Below are 17595 nucleotides of genomic sequence, written 5' to 3' on the forward strand. Positions count from 1 at the left end.
TAGAACAGCAGCTGTTCGGACTGAAGGTGCGGATTGCCGAGCAGGCGATCCACACGCTTGATGGCGTGCTTGGGGTAGGCCTGCCCCGGCAACGAGCGTCCCAGCGCCGTCAGGGTCAGGCGCTGACCTTGTAGCAAGGCGCTGACGCAAGCCATGAGTGCGGTCAGGCGGCGAGCGTGAATGGTCGGCAGTGCTTGAGCGAACGCGGTATGTAAAAATTGGACGGCCTGCATGGGGAACGGGTGTGGTGGCTATGTTTGGCGACAACCACCGTGCCCGCCCATGCAGGCATCTTCAAGCCCTATCCTTTTGATTCGTAAAGATTTTTTGTGGGGATTCCTCAGGCACTGACCAGAGTTGCATTGAACTGCTCCGGCCAGCCAAGCAATAGAACCGCAAGAAAGAGCAATGCGGCGTCGCGGAGCAGGGCGACGGCATCCTTTTCGATCGCCACCATCATCGGCAGGGAAGCTCTCGCTCCCCTCTGCTGCCCCTCTTGAGCCATCGTCATCATCCTCCCCACCGGCTCCCGAAACATGGGCCAGGTGGCATCGTCCTGCACTGCGCCTCAGACCAGGCCCGCGCCTCCTGTGCTCACTCGCACCCCTGCCCCGCCGCCCCCTCCTGCATATTGGCGGCCTCCATCTCGCAGGCCCGTTGCTGGGCCATGGCCCGCAGGCACTCGGCAGCGGCGACCTGGCTGATGGAGCCCTCGCCCGCCGCATAGAAACCGCAGTTCGCGTCGCGGTACTGCACCCACAGGCGCTGCGCCGCCTTCAGCGGCTCCTTCTGGCCGGGGTCGCTGCGCGACATCAGCGCCTTGTAGGCGCCGTTCAGCCGGCGGTCCCAGGTTTTCGCGCTGGCATTCAGGCAGTCGACGATCTCGGTGGTGGATTGCTGGTTGCATTCCTCGTAGTCCGCGCCGTACATCTGCGCCCCGACGGGAGCACTGAGCGCCAGGAACAGCACAGGCAGAGCAAGCTGACGCATGACGAAAACCTCCCGTATCGGAAACCCCACGGACCGCCGTCCGGCCTCCCCTCAGGGTAGATGTTCTGCGCGACGCTGCCGCGCCATGGAACGTGCAGGAAAAGCAAAACGCCGGGCAATGCCCGGCGTCTTGTTCAGCGCTCGCTGCAAACGATCAGTGGCTATACGCCCGCTCGTTGTGCTCGGCCAGATCGAGGCCGATGTCCTCGACCTCCTCGTCCACGCGCAGACCGACCAGCTTGTCGACCAGTTTGAGCAGCACCCAGCTCACCACGAAGCAGTAGACGAAGGTGAACAGCACGCTCTTCAGCTGCGCCCAGACCTGCGGCAGGATCTCGCTGCCCTCGACGTAGCCGCCCAGCGCCGGCACGCAGAACACGCCGGTGAGGATGGCGCCAACCACGCCGCCGACGCCATGCAGGCCGAACACGTCGAGGCTGTCGTCATAGCCCAGGCGCTGCTTCAGCGAGGTGACGGCGAGGTAGCACAGCACGCCGCTGAGCAGGCCGATGACCAGCGCACCGCCGGGACCGACGTAGGCACAGGCCGGGGTGATGCCGACCAGGCCGGCGATGGCGCCGGAAGCCAGGCCCATGGCGCTCGGCCGGCCGGCCTTGAGCACTTCGGTGAGCATCCAGCCGACGATGCCGGCGCAGGCGCCCAGCTGGGTGTTGAGCATGACGATGCCGGAGATGCCGCCGACGCCGGCAGCCGAGCCGACGTTGAAGCCGAACCAGCCGACCCACAGCAGCGCCGCGCCGGTCATCGCCAACGGCAGGTTGTGCGGACGGATCTCGACGTGCGGGTAACCCTTGCGCTTGCCCAGCAGCAGGCAGGCGGCCAGCGCGGCGACACCGGCGTTGATGTGCACGGCAGTGCCGCCGGCGAAGTCCAGCGCACCCCAGTTGTGCATCAGTGCACCCGGACCGCCCCAGACCATGTGCGCCATCGGCGCGTAGACGAAGGTGAACCACAGCGCCATGAACAGCACAGCGGCGACGAACTTCATGCGCTCGGCGAAGGCGCCGGCGATCAGCGCCGGGGTGATGATGGCGAAGGTCATCTGGAAGGTGATGAACACCCCTTCCGGCATGCCCAGCACCAGGCTGTCGCCCTTCAGGCCAGCGAGCATGGCGCGCTCCAGGCCGCCGACGAAGCTGTTGAAGCTGTATTCGCCGGCCGCCATGCCGGTGGTGTCGATCACCAGGCTGTAGCCGTAGATCACCCACAGCACGCCGATCACCCCGGCGATGGCGAAGCATTGGGAAAACAGCGAGAGCATGTTCTTGGCGCGCACCAGGCCGCCGTAGAACAGCGCCAGGCCGGGCAGGCACATGCACAGCACCAGCACGGTGGCGGTCATCATCCAGGCGGTGACGCCGGTATCCAGAACGGGGGCGGCTTCCTCGGCCAGCGCCAGCGGCGCGAAGGCCATCAGCAACAGCGGCAGGGCACGACTGAGCGTGCGGCGTAGCGGTGTGGAACCTAGTGGTGTGGTCGACATGGTGATGCACCTCAAACGGTCATTGAAGAATTCCTGGAAGTCGTGGTGACGCAATGCAAGTTCCTGGCCGGGATACCGATCCGTAGGGGCGAATTCATTCGCCCGACAGGGCTGCGCTGGCGAATGAATTCGCCCTACGGGATCCGGACCAGTGGAGCGGGCGCCAGTACGCTGCAGGCGCCCGTCCGACGATCAGTACTGCTGGCCCGGAATCCAGCTGGTGCCGGCCAGCGGCACGCGGGCCATGGCGGCGGACTCCACGGTCAGCGCCACCAGGTCCTCGGGGTCGAGGTTGTGCAGGTGCGACTTGCCGCAGGCGCGGGCCATGGTCTGCGCTTCCAGCACCAGCACGCGCAGGTAGTTGGCCAGGCGGCGACCGCCCTCCACCGGATCGAGGCGCTTGCTCAGCTCCGGGTCCTGGGTGGTGATGCCGGCCGGGTCGCGGCCGTTCTGCCAGTCGTCGTAGAAGCCGGCGGCCGAGCCGATCTTCTTCAGCTCGTCGTCCAGGCGCGGGTGGTTGTCGCCGAGGGCGATCAGCGCGGCGGTGCCGATGGCCACCGCGTCGGCGCCCAGCGCCATGGCCTTGGCCACGTCGGCGCCGGTGCGGATGCCGCCGGAGACGATCAGCTGCACCTTGCGGTGCATGTCCATCTCCTGCAGCGCCTGCACGGCCTGCGGGATGGCGCAGAGGATCGGGATGCCGACGTGCTCGATAAACACTTCCTGCGTCGCGGCCGTTCCGCCCTGCATGCCGTCGAGGACGATCACGTCGGCGCCGGCCTTCACCGCCAGCTTGACGTCGTAGTACGGGCGGCTGGCGCCGATCTTCACGTAGATCGGTTTTTCCCAGTCGGTGATCTCGCGAATCTCGGCGATCTTGATCGCCAGGTCGTCCGGGCCGGTCCAGTCCGGGTGGCGGCAGGCGCTACGCTGGTCGACGCCGATCGGCAGGGTGCGCATGCCGGCGACCCGCTCGGTAACCTTCATGCCCAGCAGCATGCCGCCGCCGCCCGGCTTGGCGCCCTGGCCGAGGACGATCTCGATGGCGTCGGCCTTGCGCAGGTCGTCGGGGTTCATGCCGTAGCGCGATGGCAGGTACTGGTAGACCAGGTGCTGCGACTGGCCGCGCTCTTCCGGGGTCATGCCGCCGTCGCCGGTGGTGGTACTGGTGCCGGCGATGGTCGCGCCGCGGCCGAGGGCTTCCTTGGCGTTGGCGGACAGCGCGCCGAAGCTCATCCCGGCGATGGTCACCGGGATCTTCAGGTGGATCGGCTTCTTGGCGAAGCGGGTGCCGAGCACCACGTCGGTGCCGCACTTCTCGCGATAGCCTTCCAGCGGGTAGCGCGACATGCTGGCGCCGAGCAGCAGCAGGTCGTCGAAGTGCGGCACCTTGCGCTTGGTGCCGCCGCCGCGGATGTCGTAGATGCCGGTTTCGGCGGCGCGCTGGATTTCCTGGATGGTCAGGCGGTCGAAGGTGGCGGACTCGCGCAGTACCGGGGTGTGTTTCTCGCTCATGGTGCTACTCCTCGTGGCCGGCCGGCGCAGGGCGCCAGCGGGCCGGAATCGGGTGGCCGGGCCGCGCGCGGCAAGCCCGGACGATGGTCTCGATCAGTAGGCGGACGCGTTGTCGACCTTGAAGTTGTACAGCTGGCGGGCCGAGCCGTAGCGCTTGAAGCTGGCCGGGTTCTCGTCGAAGCCGGCGCGGTTCAGCAGGTCGGCCAGTTCCTCGATGTGTTCGGCGCGCATCTCCTTCTCGATGCAGTCCGAACCCAGCGACTTCACCGTGCCCTTCACGTAGATTCGCGTCTCGTACAGCGAATCGCCCAGCGCGTCGCCGGCATCGCCGCACACCACCAGGCGACCGGCCTGGCCCATAAAGCAGCTCATGTGGCCGATGCTGCCGCCGACCACGATGTCGACGCCCTTCATCGAGATGCCGCAGCGCGCGCCGGCATCGCCCTCGATCACCAGCAGCCCGCCGTGGGCGGTGGCGCCGGCAGCCTGGGAGGCGCTACCCTTCACCCGTACCGAGCCGGACATCATGTTCTCCGCCACGCCGACGCCGACGTTGCCGTGCACGGTGATGCTGGCCTTCTGGTTCATGCCCGCGCAGTAGTAGCCGGCGTGGCCCTGGATATCGATGGACAGCGCTTCGTTGATGCCCACGGCGAGGTTGTGCTTGCCGTCCGAATGGGTGACGACCCACTCGCGTTCTTCAAGGGTCTTCACCTGGTCGTGCAGGGCCTGGTTCAGATCGCGCACAGTGGCGGTAGAGAGATCGATAGTTTTCATGTGTGCGCTCCTCAGGCGGACTTGCGTTCCCAGATGTACATGGTGGCCGGCTCGGGTTCCCAGACCTTGGCCTTGTCGATGCCCGGCAGGCTGGCCAGCGCCTGGTACTCCGAGGCCATGGCCACGTAGTCGTCGGTCTCGGCGAGGATCGCCGGCTTGCAGGCGATCGGGTCGCGGATCACCGCGAAGCCGTCGCGGGTGCCGATGGCGAAGGTGAAGAAGCCGTCGAGGTCTTCCAGCGAGTGGTCCAGCGCTTCCTTGAGGCTGTCGCCCTCCTGCAGGCGCCAGGTCAGGTAGCCGGCGGCCACTTCGGTGTCGTTGAGGGTCTCGAAGGCGATGCCCTTGCGCTTGAGTTCCTGGCGCAGGCGGCTGTGGTTGGACAGCGAGCCGTTGTGAACCAGGCACAGGTCGGCGCCGGTGGAGAACGGGTGGCTGCCCTCCATGGTCACCGCGCTCTCGGTGGCCATGCGGGTATGGCCGATGATGTGGCTGCCCTTCATGTTCGCCAGCTTGAAGCGCTCGGCGATTTCCGCCGGCAGGCCCATGCCCTTGAGGATCTCGATGCTCTGCCCGGCGCTCATGATGCGCACCTGCGGGGCCAGTTCGGCCAGCGCGGCGCGCACCAGCGCTTCCTCGGCGGCGACCTTGAGCACCGCGGCGCTGGCGTTCTGGAACCAGTCCAGCGAGCAGCCCAGGCGCCCTTCCAGCGCGCCCATCAGGGCGTTCCAGTCGTACTCGCCGACCGTGCTCTGCAGGGTCAGCTTGACCCAGCCGTCCTTCACTTCGTCACCGTAGATGGCGAAGCCGGCGCTGTCCGGACCGCGGTCGGTCATGGCCAGCAGCATCGGCTCGAACAGCTTGCCGAGCTGGGACTCCAGCGCCGGGTTCTTCAGGTAAAGACCTACGATTCCACACATGTTCACTCTCCTTCGGAGGCAGGTGGCCGCCGCCCACGCGGGCGACAGCCCGAAGCGGGTCAGAAAAATTCGGTGTAACGCTGGATTTCCCAGTCGGAGACGTGGCGGCTGTACTCCACCCACTCCATGCGCTTGAGCTTGATGAACTCGTCGACGATCTGCGGACCGAGCACCTCGCGGAACAGCGGGTCGGCCTCCAGCGCGTCGCAGGCTTCCTTGAGGCTCTGCGGCAGGGTGGCGATGCCGCGACCGGCGATCTCCTCCAGGCTCAGCTTGTAGAGGTTCTCGTTGCACACCGCGCCCGGCTCGAGCTGGCGGTCGATGCCGTCGAGGCCGGCGGCGATGATCGCGGCGCTGACCAGGTAGGGGTTGCAACCGGCGTCCGGCAGGCGGAACTCGATGCGCCCGTAGGGGATGCGCACCATCGCCGAGCGGTTGTTGGCGCCGTAGGTGATGAAGGCCGGCGCCCAGGTCGCCCCGGACAGCGAGCGGCCCACCACCAGGCGCTTGTAGGAGTTCACCGTCGGCGCGGCGAAGGCGCACAGCGCCGGGCCGTGGGCCAGCAGGCCGGCCATGAAGTGGTAGGCCATCTTCGACAGGCCCATGCCGCTCGGGTCGCTGGCGTCGTGGAACAGGTTCTTGTTGGTGGCGCTGCTGATCGACAGGTGGAAGTGCATGCCGTTGCCGGCGCGCTTGGGGTCCGGCTTGGGCATGAACGAGCAGATTATCCCCAGCTCGTTGGCGATCTCGCCGGCGGCCATGCGGAAGAAGGTGAAGCGGTCCGCCGAGGTCATGGCGTCGCTGTAGGTGTAGTTGATCTCGAACTGGCCGTTGGCGTCCTCGTGGTCGATCTGATAGATCTCGAAGCCGACCGGCTGCAGCGCCTCGGTGAGCCGTTCGAGGAACTCGCGGGAGCGCGACAGGCCCTTGTAGTCGTAGCAGGGCTTGTCCAGGTTGTCGGAGGCGTCGACCAGCTGCAGCTTGCCGGCGCCGTCGCGCTGGAACAGGCTGAACTCCGGCTCCAGGCCGGTGTTCAGCGTCCAGCCCTTGTCGCTCAGGCGCTGCACCTGCTGCTGCAGCACGTAGCGGCTGTCGTAGGGATGCGGCTGGCCGTCGACGTGGCCGATGCACACCACCCGGCCGTAGCCCGGCTGCCAGGGCACCGGAGTCAGGGTCGACAGATCGCCCTTGGCCATGAAGTCCGGGCCGTGGGGCTCCATGCCCATGCCGCAGATGGCGAAACCGGCGAAACCGGCGCCGGCCTCGGCGACCGCCTCCAGACCGCAGATCGGCACCGACTTGGTCTTGGCGGCGCCATGGATGTCGACAAACTGCGCCAGCACGTACTTGATGCCGTACTGGTCGATGATTTTCTGGGTTTCGCTGGGCAACATGGGCGGTTGGCTCCTCGGTCGCTGATGCTTTATTCCGCTGGGGAAATTTACTTTCACCAAAAGAAATGCAAACACCTTGCCAACCTTGCCCGCCCACTCGCCAACCCGGCGAAAGCCCCGCAATCCTTCTATCTATATGGGAAAGATGGTTTCATTGCGGGAAAGTCACGCGCCAGCCGGGACCGAACGGCCCCCAACAGCGAACATTCCTGGTGCGAAATTTATATTCTTGATCTAAAAGAGTGCAGATCCGCATGAAGAAAACCGACGACGATCAACCCCGCCTCAAGCTGGAGCAGTACCTTGGCATGCAGGTCAAGCGCCAGCGCCTGGCCCAGGAACTGAAGATCGCCGACGTCGCGCGCATCGCCGGCATCAGCCAGGGCATGCTCAGCAAGATCGAGAACGCCCAGGTCTCCACCAGCCTCGACACCCTCAGCCGCCTGTGCGACGTGCTCGGCATGCCCATGTCCAAGCTGTTCAGCCAGTACGACCAGCAAGGCAGCGGCGCGCTGCTGGTCAAGTCCGGTGAAGGCATGGAGGTGGTCCGCCGCGGCACCGACAAGGGCCACACCTACCACCTGCTCAACCACGTGCGCGGGCCGAAGAAGAACTTCGAGGCTTACATGATCGACATGGACGACGCCAGCGAAGTGTTCCCGACCTTCTCCCACCCCGGCACCGAGTTCCTGCATCTATTGGAAGGCGAACTGGTCTACCGCCACGGCAACCAGCTCTACCCCATGGGCCCCGGCGACAGCCTGACCTTCGACGGCGAAGTGCCGCACGGGCCTGAGCAGCTGGTGAAGGTGCCGATCAAGCTGTTGTCGGTGGTGAATTATGGGAAGGAGTAAACAGGAGCAGGACGGACGCGGAACAATCAACTTGTTGCGGTTGACGACGGAAAAGTCGCTCGCAGCTCTGTGGAGTGGTTGAAAACGGGAAATAGCAGAGATGCTCCGAAGAGCCTTTTAGTGGTATTGCGTAAATACCTGCCAACCCACCAGAAGAAAAATTCTTAGCTGAGGGAACAGCCTCCATGCATAGCGATGAACAAATTTTCACAGATGCTCTGCTGCGCATCCTCGGAAGTCTGTACCCCAGCGGGGACCAGTTACTCACTTCATTCCTATATGGGATGCCGGGCACTCCGCATTGGAATCACCGAATCGGTGCTGAGATTTTCGTCCGGGAACATCAATATATCGAAGCCCTGCTCTTTCTCCGGCGACATGGCGCGCCCTTCCTCAGGGACATCTCGATTGGTTCGCTGTGGTCGATGACCACCAACTTTATCACCGAAAACTACGCCTATATAAGTGAGGGCCGCCTGACCCTATCCCCCAACGTATCGCTGGCCCAGCAGATTTCCCCGAAAAGTCTTTCCATCCTGTCTCAAGCCCTGCGTCGTTCTCAACTTTTCAATCCTTCTAATGAAGTCACCCTCTATCCTCTAGTCCCAGTTAGAGTCATGGCTTGCTTTCAGTCCCGCCATTTTGCTCTCACAGGATCAGATGGCTTGGCCGCCGCACTCGAGGGTTTTGAAACTCGTCTACCTTCCCTGCTACCGACTCAGTTTCCGCCCATCGAGGGACTGATAGGATTGCCCAAGCCGACGTCGACCTGGCTTTGCATCAATTCGCCAGACCCGTTAGTTGCTCGTAAGCGTGCATGTGCAACGCTCGGAGCGCTGTCGCTAACCGCCATCAGGAAAGAGAGATACCTACAAATAGGGAGATCAGTGCATGGAGGCCATTGCACGTTGTCAACCACGACTGTCTCGTGTAGTCCAGACACCGAACCAATGACTCCACGGATACCTAGCGACATTATCATCACCAAAGACGATCATCCATGGCTAGAAATCCTCAGCACGCTGTTCGACAGTGAGGCGTTTGTACAAAAGTCCCAAGTGCGGGCATTGGAGTACTTCCACCGTGCTTGGTTTGATGCCCCTAGGGAGCGTTTTCCCACCCTGTGCATGGCCTTGGACTCACTAGTTTCCGCCCAGCATCGGCACACGAGGGCAGCTATTGACTTCGTCAGGTCTACGATCAATGAGCCTATTGATCAAAACAGGCTACTCCTGCTCATGAAGCTTCGTGGCGCCGTCGTCCATGGCGCCGCCCCCGACGTATATGAATCGGAGCACTACGAAGCCTACTATTCCCAGTATGGTGAAGATCCCATATGCGACTTGGAACTAGTGGTAGCTGGTTGCCTGAGGCAACGCATCTTTCTGGGGGAACTGATCCCTCATCCGGACCCACATGCGGACATCATCAAGCAGCAGCAACAGCTAGGCCGACTGCCGCACAACATGCGTGGACGATCGATCATTGTGGATGATTGATCGCATACGTTGCACCTTCGATGTTTTAGAACTGCCTAGCTAGCCCGATCGGTTGGCTTGATACCAAGGCGCACTTGAAGAATCAACTTGATCGCATTGAGGACCACTGCATACGCATCACTCAATGCTTGAGCGTCTACGGTGCCTGTGTGGACCAATGAGCCACGCAAGTCATAGGCATTCACCACCTTGCGAGCAAGCTTATTAAGCTCTGGTTCGGAAAGCGGCGCAACGTCTAGGACAAGTTTGCGCACCCTGCGCCGGATGGAAGTTTCCTTGCGAAAATCGATTTCCCTGAGCAAGGCCTGCAAGGCGTCGTAGGCCTCGTCATCTGATGTCGCATTGAGTTTCGCTTGCACCATGGCAGCAAATTTTTGCAGCAGCACCACAGCCTCAGCATGTTTATCCGCCTCTGGTGCAAGCACTTCGAGTGCCATCATAAGGGTCAAGAAACGAGCTCTGGTAGAACTCTCTGACAAGTGCGCCAGATATAAGTCCAGTGCAATATCCAGACGCGGGTCAGTCTGGTCAGATACGACATTACCAAGCTGTATTCCTTCGCTTAACGATTCCTCCACCATGGCCCATGGTGTGGATACATAACCTGTGGCGCTCATCGAGAAAAAGCGGATATTCTCGCCGCCCCTATACACGGTGAAACCCGCTTCTTCAGTCAAGCCATGCACCGGCCCTGTGTAGGGGAGATTGAATCCCTTATCCAGATGCTTAGCCGCTCCCTCGGGATCGTTAGCTCGGATAATTTCACGCCGCTGAAAATATGGGACAAATGCGATATTTCTTTCTATGGAAAGATTCCAAAGTCCGGCCTTCAAGTGTGGGACATAGGCTACCGCAGCAGCTTCGGAGTCGAAGTCGCGCGCTTGCAGAACAAGGTGGCCAGTTCGCTCTTTTGCCGTTATCTGGAGCGTCCCGACCTGAAAAGTAGGCTCAGATTCCAGCCCAGAAACCGATTTTTCACCAAGCAGCTTTACGGAGAGGCGCAAAGTCCATTTTTCAGCGGGCATTGTCGAGTTACCTTTTGCTCTGTGAATCGCATCCGTCAACTCTAACTAAAATCATAGGGTTGTTGGGCATCAGTCGTTTGAAGGCTTTGGTTGAATAGACGCTGCACATAGCGGTAGAACACTCGCAAAACGATTTTCTACCAAGGGGCCAGCCATAGCGCCCACATTGCCCTGCCCCCGCCCCCCAGCCTTGCCTTTCCCCCATCCGCCCCCATAAAGCCGTAACGACTTCTGGAGGCTGTATGAGCAAGCTGTCCACCACCCCGTTTTCCATCCTCGACCTGGCACCGATGCGCGACGACGACGTCGGCCCTGGGCCGGCGCTGCGGCGTTCGCTGGCGCTGGCGCAGCACGCCGAGCGCCTCGGCTTCACGCGCTTCTGGGTGGCCGAGCACCACAACATGGAAGGCATCGCCAGTTCGGCCACCGCCGTGCTGCTCGGTTATCTGGCCGCCGGCACCTCGACCCTGCACCTGGGCTCCGGCGGGATCATGCTGCCCAACCATGCGCCGCTGGTGGTCGCCGAGCAGTTCGGCACCCTCGCCGCGCTCTATCCGGGACGCATCGAGCTGGGCCTCGGCCGCGCGCCGGGTTCCGACCCGCAGACCGCCCGCGCTCTGCGCCGCGAGCGCAGCGGCAGCGCCGACGACTTCCCCGAGGATGTCGCGGAGCTGCAGGCCCTGCTCGGCCCGCGCCAGCCGGGGCAGACGGTGATCGCCATGCCCGGCATGGACAGCAACGTGCCGATCTGGCTGCTCGGCTCCAGCCTGTTCAGCGCCCAGCTGGCGGCGCAGATGGGCCTGCCCTACGCCTTCGCCGCGCACTTCGCGCCGCGCTACCTGCATCAGGCGCTGCGCATCTACCGCGACAACTTCCAGCCCTCGGAGGCCCTCGACAAGCCCTACGCCATGGTCGGCGTGCCGCTGATCGCTGCACCGAGCGACGAGGAGGCCGAGTTCCTCGCCACCACCGCCTACCAGCGCGTGCTGGCGCTGATGCGCGGCGAGAGCCTGGTGCTGCGCCCGCCGGTGGAGAGCATGGCCGGGCGCTGGCGGCCCCACGAGCAGGCGGCGGTGGGCGACTTCATGGGCCTGGCGGTGATCGGCGGGCCGGAGAAGGTGCGCGCCCGCCTGGAAGTGCTGCTGGAGCAGACCGGCGCCGACGAGCTGATCTTCACCGGCGACATCTACCAGCCCGAACACCGCCTGCGCAGCTTCGAGATCGTCGCCGGCTTGCGCTAGGTGGGCTTCTTGATCCTGCCCACTGAGCTGCCCCTGCAGCTGGACGCGGAGCGTCGATGATTCGGGCTCCCACGCCGGAGGGTGGGAGCCATCAAGGTGCGTGGCGATGCAGCGCGCTGGACGAGGCACCCACCTTCAGAAGTAACCCACCAGCCGGCCGAGTCCGAGCGCCGTGAGCCACGCCGCGAGCGAGAAAGCCGCGGCCAGGCGGATACGTGGGGGCACCTTGTCGGCCTCGCCGTGCACGCCCGCCGGATCGAAGCCGGCCCGGCGCAGGGCGAGCGCGTTGAGTGTCGCGAGCAGAACCAGCGCCATCTTTCCCAGGAACAGGCCGGACGCCGCGTATTCGGTCGCACGCGTTGCGAAGAGCAGCCCGCCGCACCCCACGGCCAGGGCGAGACCCACTGCGGCGGTGCGCGTCAGGGCCACCCACAACGGGGCGAGGGGCAGCGTGCGCCAGGCCCCCAGCAGGCGCAGGTCAAGCGGCACTATGGCCCCGACCAGGAGCGCCACGCCCAGCACATGCCCCGCGTTGACCAGCGGGTAGGACCACACCGAGTCGCGCAGCGCCTGGGCGAATCCGGTCGCCTCTAGCGCAGCGAGCCAGCTCGCCATGTTCCGCTCGTCTCAGGAGGCGCGATCGGGATACAGGTTGTAGCTCTTGCCCTCGATCACGATGCGCTCGGCCTTCATCAGGCGCTGCTCCGGGTTGGAAGAGCGGTGGCCATGGGCGGTGAGCTCCCGGCCGATGCTCAACAGATCGTCGTCGAGGCCAGCCCGCTTGTTGCGCCATGGCTGGCCGACCTCCACGATCCAGCGCTGGCCGTCCGCCTCCACGCTCAGCTCGCCGTGGGGATTTCCGAGGCGTACCGCCACGATCTTGCCGGTGAGCACGAACTCCTCGTCGCTCGTCCAGCCCCAGCCATGGTGGGCAGCCGCGACCTGCGCCCCCAACACGCCAACCGCGAGCGCGAGTGCGATCGCAGCCGCTTTCAACTTCGTCCAGAGGTGCATGCCCGTTCCTCCGCCTGTGCGCGTCATGCCCCGGACCGCAGGGCCGCTTCATCGGACCGAGTATAGGCTGCTCGTAGACCTCGGCCGCCCCGCGGCTGGACGCGGAGCGTCCGGAGTGAGCCTGTCTAGTGGCCTGTGCGGTTAGTTTGTTAGCTCAAGTTCGGATGACCATGGTTCCGAGACAAGGCGCCGCGACGAGTCATAGCAGGGCTATGGCGAGGAGTGGCAACGCAGAATCGGGGCCATGGGCGCCGAAATTGACTAACTGAACTGACCAAACAGGCCGCTAGTCCTTCACGACCAGCAACTCCACCGCCCGGCGCGCCAGCGGGGCGATGACCAGCACCGCCGGAAAGGCGAACAGCCAGGCGGTCAGCCAGGCGTCGATCCACAGGCTGGCGAAGTCGGGTACCGACCCCACGGCGCGCAGGGTGGAGATTCCCGACACCATCAGGGACATCAGTCCGGAGAGGATCAGGGCGAACAATACCTGGCTGTATTTCCTGGGAATCATCGGGCGACCTCCAGTTGCTGGCTGCAGCGCTCGTCGCTACGGATGGCTGTGATTATCTTCATTTCTCGCTCTCCGGTGGAGGTTGGTCGGGGTCGACTTCAGGGCAGGAGCCAGGCGAGCAGAACGGCGCTCAGGTAGAGACCCAGGCCGAAGACCGCGTGATTGGCCACGCTGCGGATGCAGTTCTTCAGCGGGGTGGGCGTTCTGGCGGCGGCGAAGCCGGAGCCCATGGCGGGCTGGATCACGAACAGGGGAATGACCACCGTAGCGATGCCGACCAGCAGTGCGGGCAGCAGGCTCGGGCTGCGAACCCAGTCCCTGCCTTCGATGCCGAGCAGCAGGCCGGCGAAGGCGATGCCGGTGACGTAGTGCATCAACCAGCCCAGGGCGAGCTCGCCCTTGATCGGCTGCGCCCTGGCGATGGCGTCGTGCCTCACTTTTCCACGGACCAGGTGCCCGACCCAGCGGCCGATGAAGGCGAAGTCGAGCGTCTTGACGCCCCTGGATTTGAGGAACGTCAGCCAGATGTCCATGACCGCGGTCGCGCCGATGCCGATTCCGGCGGCCAGGATGATGTCGTGCAACAGGTGTCCCATGATGACCTCGTTCAGGTTGACCGGTGATGGGTTCGGGGTGACTATAGAAGTTCAAGTAAACTTGAGGTCAAGGGGTTATTTGTGGATATCGCCGAGGTCGCAAAACGCTCCGGGGTGCCGGCATCGACACTGAGGTTCTACGAGGAGAAGGGGCTGATCGCCTCGCTCGGCAGCCCTGGCGAGCGGCGCCGCTTCGCGCCGCAGATACTCGACCAGCTGGCGCTGATTTCCCTGGGGCAGTCAGCGGGCTTCACCCTGGAGGAGATACGCTCGATGTTCGGCGCCAACGGGGAACCCGAGATCGACCGGCAGATGCTCGCGGCCAAGGCCGACGAACTCGACGCGACCATCAAGCGCCTGCAGGCCATGAGCCGGGGGCTGCGCCATGCGGCCGCCTGCCCGGCCCCCAGCCATGCCGAATGCCCCACCTTCCAGCGGCTGGTGAAGGCCGCGGCGGCGAGCGCCCATGCGCGCAAGCACACAAACCCCGGGCGCGGGCGCCTGCGCAAGTGAGACGACCGCCGGCCCGGCGCAATCGACGCGCGAGTTAACTACCCTTCCGCCTGCATGTGATCATCGAAGCGGCACGCGCAGCAATTGGAACGGAGTGCACGGATGCTACTGCGGGGCGGCGCTGGACATGGGCCGGTGATTCGCTACCGGCAAACCACTTCACATCCCGTGTCCCCATTTTCAGGGGACAGGGCAGTGTCTCTTGTCGACCTATGCTGTTGCTCAGTGTCAAAACAGCGCAGCGGCGTCCTGACGTGCGCTCAGCCGACAACAACGACAAGAGGATTCTGCTCATGCAATACCATCTGAACGGTTTCAAGCCCGGCAACTACCAGATTCCCGATGCGGCGCGTGAGCCCGCAGCGCCGCCGCCGATGGTCGATCTGCCGAAAGAGGTCGATGTGCTGATCGTCGGTTGTGGCCCGGCGGGCCTGGCGCTGGCGCGGCAGCTGGCGGATTTTGCCGATATCAAGACCTGCATCGTCGAGCAGAAGTCCGGGCCCATGCTGTTTGGCCAGGCGGATGGTATTTCCTGCCGCACCATGGAAATCATGGAAGCCTTCAACAGCAGCGCACTGCTGGAGAAGGAGGCCTACCAGCTGCACCAGAACGCCTTCTGGGAGCCGGATGCGCAGAATCCGCAGCACATCAAGCGCACGCACAAGGTGCCGGATGCGCGCCTGGGGCTGTCCGAGTTCACCCACTGCGTGGTGAACCAGGCGCGCCTGCACGACATTCTGCTCGACGGCATGGCGCATTCGATCACCCACCTGGTGCCGCATTACAACCGCCGCCTGCTGGAGCTGGTGGTGGATCAGAGCCTGACTCAGGATCTGAACGCACACCCGATCACCGCGACCTTCGAGCGCAACGATGCCAGCCAGTCGAGCAAGGTCGAAACCATCAAGGCCCGCTATGTGGTTGGCTGTGATGGTGCCCGCAGTGCGGTACGCAAGAATCTGGGGATCGAGCTGCAAGGCGACTCGGCCAACAAGGCCTGGGGCGTGATGGATGTGCTGCTGGCGACGGACTTTCCGGATATCCGGGTGAAGAGCTTCATCCAGTCGAAGGACGACGGCGCGGTGATGCTGGTGCCGCGTGAGGGCGGCTATCTGGTGCGTCTGTATGTCGAGCTCGACCTGCTGGGCAAGGATCAGCGGGCTTCGCAGCTGAACCTGACCGTCGATGACATCATCGCCAAGGCCAAGCGGATCATGAGTCCGTATCAGGTGGATGTTAAGGAAGTCGCCTGGTGGTCCATCTATGAAGTCGGCCAGCGCGTTGCCGAGCGCTTCGACGATACCCCGGTGGGCAATCCGGATGGCCTGATTCCGCGTGCCTTTGTCGCCGGCGATGCCTGCCATACCCACAGCCCGAAAGGCGGTTGGGGCCTGAACACTTCGCTGCCCGACACCTTCAACCTGGGCTGGAAGCTGGCGGCGGTGCTGCAGGGCAAGTCGCAGCCGAAGCTGTTGCAGACCTACGCCACCGAGCGCCGCAAGGTGGCCTTCATGCTGATCAACGCCGACCGCGAAATGTCGGCGCTGGTCGCCACCCGCGCCAACAAGGACGCCACCGCGGCGAAGACCAGTACCGCCGACATCGAGAAGTTCATCGCCCGGCAGAACGGCTTCATCGCCGGCACCTCGATCGGCTATGACGAATCCTGGCTGTGCACGGGGCATGAGCACCAGGCGCTGGCGAGCGGCTTCCCGATCGGACAGCGTTTCCATTCCGCCCAGGCCGTGCGCGTGGCGGATGGTTGCCCGGTGCATCTGGGGCACCTGAACAAGGCGGATGGCCGCTGGCGCATTTTCATCTTTGCCGATGCGCAAGGCCCGCTGGATGCGACCTCCGCGTCGGCCAAGCTGGTCGAGTTCCTGGCCAACGCGGATAGCTCGCCGGTGAAGCAATACACCCCGGCCGGGGCGGATATCGACTCGGTGATCGATGTCTACGCGGTGTTCCAGCAGCAGGATCTGGCCATCGACGCACTGCCGGCTTTCCTCTGGCCCGCCAAGGGAAAATACGGCCTGCGCGACTACGAAAAGGTCTTCCAGACCAGCGCGGCGCACGACATCTTCGCGCAGCGCGGCATCGACCGTGCGCAGGGCTGCATGGTGGTGGTACGCCCGGACCAGCACGTCGCCACCATCCTGCCGCTCAATGCCCATGCCGAGCTGAGCCAGTTCTTTGCCGGGTTCATGCTGAAGTAAGTCCGCTCGCCCGTTTGGAAGAACGACACAGCCCGCTTCGGCGGGCTGTGTCGTTCTTCACCGGCGACCTCTACCAGCCCGAACACCGCCTGCGCAGCTTCGAGACGTAGCCGGGTTGCGCTGAGCGCCTCCCGGCGGGCGCCGCCGTTCAGCACGCAGGGTAGAAAACTCGCGCAGCGATGTTCTACCCCGGTGTCAGACGCGGCTCCCCAAGGTGGGCAATGCCTGCGGCAGTTGCCCCCTACGGCTGGGTCCGCTCTCTCGTCGGCCACCTGCCCCGCTGACCACCAACTCCCGCAGCTTGTGCTGAACTGTAGATACGGCCCTGTCACAGACAGCCGTGAGGGTTGCGGCTGGTGCGGGGCATTCGAGGGGTTGTGAACGCCGGGGGTGGAAATCATGTACCACGGTGAACGCTTCAACGCCTGGACCCATCTGGTCGGCGCGGTGCTGGCCAGCATCGGCGCGATCTGCCTGCTGGTGCAGGCGCTGTGGGAAGGCGAGCCGCTGAAGATCGGCAGCGTCGCGGTCTACGGCGCCAGTCTGGTGCTGCTTTACGTCATTTCCACCGTCTATCACAGCGTGCGCGGCCGAGCGAAGGCGGTGCTGCGCAAGCTCGATCATCTGTCGATCTATCTGCTGATCGCCGGCAGCTACACACCATTCTGTCTGCTGACCCTGCAGGGGCCGTGGGGCTGGGCGCTGTTCGGCACGGTGTGGGGGATGGCGCTGGTCGGCATGCTGCAGGAGCTCAAGCCGCGCTCCGAGGCGCGGGTGCTGTCGCTGGTGATCTATGCGCTGATGGGCTGGATTGCCGTGGTGGCAGTGGAGCCGCTGGCCGCCTCCCTCGGCCCGGCGGGCTTTGCCTGGCTGCTGGCGGGCGGGATCTGCTACACGGTCGGCATGGTCTTCTTCGTCTTCGACGAGCGCTTCCGCCACTGGCACGGCATCTGGCACCTGTGCGTGATCGGCGGCAGCACCCTTCACTACGTGGCGGTGCTGGTGTATGTGGTGTGAAGCTTCCTA

The 17595-nt window shown here is 64.1% G+C and carries 18 protein-coding genes and 1 pseudogene; 6 read left to right on the top strand and 13 right to left on the bottom strand.

Translation table 11 applies throughout. The features are described from left to right. From BM297_RS00005 to glnT, 8 genes and pseudogenes are all read right to left on the bottom strand, one after another. A pseudogene (locus BM297_RS00005) lies at positions 1 to 233 on the bottom strand (IS4 family transposase); the annotation flags it as partial. 107 nt (positions 234 to 340) lie between these two features. Then, the gene (locus BM297_RS21745) at positions 341 to 511 is read right to left on the bottom strand and encodes a hypothetical protein (RefSeq protein ID WP_175526571.1); all 171 of its coding nucleotides are present in this window, start codon (positions 509 to 511) and stop codon (positions 341 to 343) included. A gap of 83 nt (positions 512 to 594) precedes the next feature. Then, positions 595 to 990, bottom strand: coding sequence for a lysozyme inhibitor LprI family protein (locus tag BM297_RS00015; RefSeq protein WP_092426904.1), 396 nt, complete (start codon positions 988 to 990; stop codon positions 595 to 597). Positions 991 to 1144: 154 nt separating this feature from the next. Next, entirely contained in the window at positions 1145 to 2494 is a 1350-nt protein-coding gene (locus BM297_RS00020; protein WP_092427885.1) for an ammonium transporter, read from the bottom strand. Between the two features lie 192 nt (positions 2495 to 2686). Then, the gene (locus BM297_RS00025) at positions 2687 to 4009 is read right to left on the bottom strand and encodes an FMN-binding glutamate synthase family protein (RefSeq protein ID WP_092426907.1); all 1323 of its coding nucleotides are present in this window, start codon (positions 4007 to 4009) and stop codon (positions 2687 to 2689) included. Positions 4010 to 4102: 93 nt separating this feature from the next. After that, the gene (locus BM297_RS00030; protein WP_092426910.1) at positions 4103 to 4786 is read right to left on the bottom strand and encodes a GltB/FmdC/FwdC-like GXGXG domain-containing protein; all 684 of its coding nucleotides are present in this window, start codon (positions 4784 to 4786) and stop codon (positions 4103 to 4105) included. Positions 4787 to 4797: 11 nt separating this feature from the next. Further along, positions 4798 to 5703, bottom strand: a complete 906-nt coding sequence (locus BM297_RS00035) for a class II glutamine amidotransferase (protein ID WP_092426913.1) — start codon at positions 5701 to 5703, stop codon at positions 4798 to 4800. 59 nt (positions 5704 to 5762) lie between these two features. Continuing rightward, the gene (glnT, locus tag BM297_RS00040) at positions 5763 to 7097 is read right to left on the bottom strand and encodes a type III glutamate--ammonia ligase (RefSeq protein WP_092426916.1); all 1335 of its coding nucleotides are present in this window, start codon (positions 7095 to 7097) and stop codon (positions 5763 to 5765) included. A gap of 254 nt (positions 7098 to 7351) precedes the next feature. Between glnT and BM297_RS00045 the strand changes: the two genes are divergently transcribed. After that, the gene (locus BM297_RS00045) at positions 7352 to 7951 is read left to right on the top strand and encodes a helix-turn-helix domain-containing protein (RefSeq protein ID WP_092426919.1); all 600 of its coding nucleotides are present in this window, start codon (positions 7352 to 7354) and stop codon (positions 7949 to 7951) included. Positions 7952 to 8136: 185 nt separating this feature from the next. Then, on the top strand, positions 8137 to 9450 hold the full coding sequence (locus tag BM297_RS21325; protein ID WP_139230992.1) for a hypothetical protein: 1314 nt from the start codon (positions 8137 to 8139) through the stop codon (positions 9448 to 9450). 35 nt (positions 9451 to 9485) lie between these two features. Here BM297_RS21325 and BM297_RS21330 read toward each other — a convergent pair whose 3' ends face one another. After that, the gene (locus BM297_RS21330) at positions 9486 to 10475 is read right to left on the bottom strand and encodes a HEPN domain-containing protein (RefSeq protein WP_139230993.1); all 990 of its coding nucleotides are present in this window, start codon (positions 10473 to 10475) and stop codon (positions 9486 to 9488) included. A gap of 242 nt (positions 10476 to 10717) precedes the next feature. Between BM297_RS21330 and BM297_RS00060 the strand changes: the two genes are divergently transcribed. After that, positions 10718 to 11716, top strand: a complete 999-nt coding sequence (locus BM297_RS00060; protein ID WP_092426928.1) for an LLM class flavin-dependent oxidoreductase — start codon at positions 10718 to 10720, stop codon at positions 11714 to 11716. Between the two features lie 135 nt (positions 11717 to 11851). On the opposite strand, the gene BM297_RS00065 is transcribed toward BM297_RS00060, so the two are convergent. From BM297_RS00065 to BM297_RS00080, 4 genes are all read right to left on the bottom strand, one after another. Continuing rightward, complete coding sequence (locus BM297_RS00065; protein WP_092426931.1) at positions 11852 to 12331, bottom strand: hypothetical protein; 480 nt, start codon at positions 12329 to 12331, stop codon at positions 11852 to 11854. Between the two features lie 12 nt (positions 12332 to 12343). Next, a complete protein-coding gene (locus tag BM297_RS00070) occupies positions 12344 to 12730 on the bottom strand; it encodes a DUF6152 family protein (protein WP_092426934.1) in 387 nt (128 codons plus the stop codon). A gap of 286 nt (positions 12731 to 13016) precedes the next feature. Beyond that, complete coding sequence (locus BM297_RS00075) at positions 13017 to 13244, bottom strand: DUF2798 domain-containing protein (RefSeq protein WP_092426937.1); 228 nt, start codon at positions 13242 to 13244, stop codon at positions 13017 to 13019. Between the two features lie 98 nt (positions 13245 to 13342). Beyond that, a complete protein-coding gene (locus BM297_RS00080) occupies positions 13343 to 13840 on the bottom strand; it encodes a DUF2938 domain-containing protein (protein ID WP_092426940.1) in 498 nt (165 codons plus the stop codon). An 81-nt stretch (positions 13841 to 13921) separates the two neighbouring features. Between BM297_RS00080 and BM297_RS00085 the strand changes: the two genes are divergently transcribed. From BM297_RS00085 to trhA, 3 genes are all read left to right on the top strand, one after another. Further along, on the top strand, positions 13922 to 14353 hold the full coding sequence (locus BM297_RS00085) for a helix-turn-helix domain-containing protein (RefSeq protein ID WP_092426943.1): 432 nt from the start codon (positions 13922 to 13924) through the stop codon (positions 14351 to 14353). Between the two features lie 293 nt (positions 14354 to 14646). Continuing rightward, on the top strand, positions 14647 to 16569 hold the full coding sequence (locus tag BM297_RS00090) for an FAD-dependent monooxygenase (RefSeq protein ID WP_092426946.1): 1923 nt from the start codon (positions 14647 to 14649) through the stop codon (positions 16567 to 16569). Positions 16570 to 16968: 399 nt separating this feature from the next. Next, positions 16969 to 17586: a PAQR family membrane homeostasis protein TrhA gene (gene trhA, locus BM297_RS00095; protein WP_092426949.1), complete on the top strand. Its 618-nt coding sequence runs from the start codon at positions 16969 to 16971 to the stop codon at positions 17584 to 17586. Positions 17587 to 17595: the final 9 nt, after the last annotated feature.

The organism is Geopseudomonas sagittaria, assembly GCF_900115715.1.
Taxonomy (GTDB): Bacteria; Pseudomonadota; Gammaproteobacteria; order Pseudomonadales; family Pseudomonadaceae; genus Geopseudomonas; species Geopseudomonas sagittaria.